This window comes from Jiulongibacter sediminis, from assembly GCF_001306455.1.
Classification (GTDB): domain Bacteria; phylum Bacteroidota; class Bacteroidia; order Cytophagales; family Spirosomataceae; genus Jiulongibacter; species Jiulongibacter sediminis.
The window spans coordinates 1-710 of sequence record NZ_LGTQ01000026.1 but is presented as its reverse complement, the minus strand read 5'-3'; the positions used below and the strand labels follow the sequence as shown (position 1 = coordinate 710).

Sequence of the window (710 nt, the reverse complement as noted above, 5' to 3'; positions counted from 1 at the left end):
TGACATTTCCCATTGAATGGTCAGAACTCCTTTTCCACCTGAAGGGCTGGTCACACTTTGGATAGTTGGCGGGTTGTATCCTGAGCAATTGATGCCCGAGACACCCGAGACTTCACCTGCCTCCAGAACAGGATAGCCGGTTATGGTTATTTCAGCCACCAGACTCGAGCAAACTCCACTCTGGCATACCACAGAATAATTTTCAGTCGACACAGGCTTTACAATAATCGAGGTAGTTGTTTCTGAAGTACTCCAAAGTAAATCTCCAGTACAACCAGAGGCGGTTAAAACAGTCGAATCCCCAAAACAAATTTCTGTTAATGTTGACTCAATCGATGGAGCCGCTATTCCCGGGTTCACTATGACCTCAACTGAGTCTTTAACAACCTTATCACAGCCGGAAGCCGAACAAGTGGCGACATACCAGACACTTATTGTCGGACTCGCCTCAAAACTCGCTACAGTTTCACCGGTATTCCAGGTTAAACTGGCCTGACACCCTGTGGCTGAGACGGTAATAGTTTCTCCTTCACAGATTGTGCCCTTACTAGCCGAAATAGCAACATTTAATTTCGGAGCAATAACCACTTCCACAGCTGCAGATGTGGCCTTATTACAGTTGGTGAGCTCACAGTCATAAATGGCCCGGTAGTACACCGAAATATGGCTTCCGGTGGTATTCTCAACCCCGGATATGGCTTGAGTAAAAG

At 46.8% G+C, this 710-nt stretch carries 1 pseudogene; it reads right to left on the bottom strand.

From position 1 onward, the window contains the following. A pseudogene (locus AFM12_RS19395) lies at window positions 1–710 on the bottom strand (hypothetical protein); the annotation flags it as partial.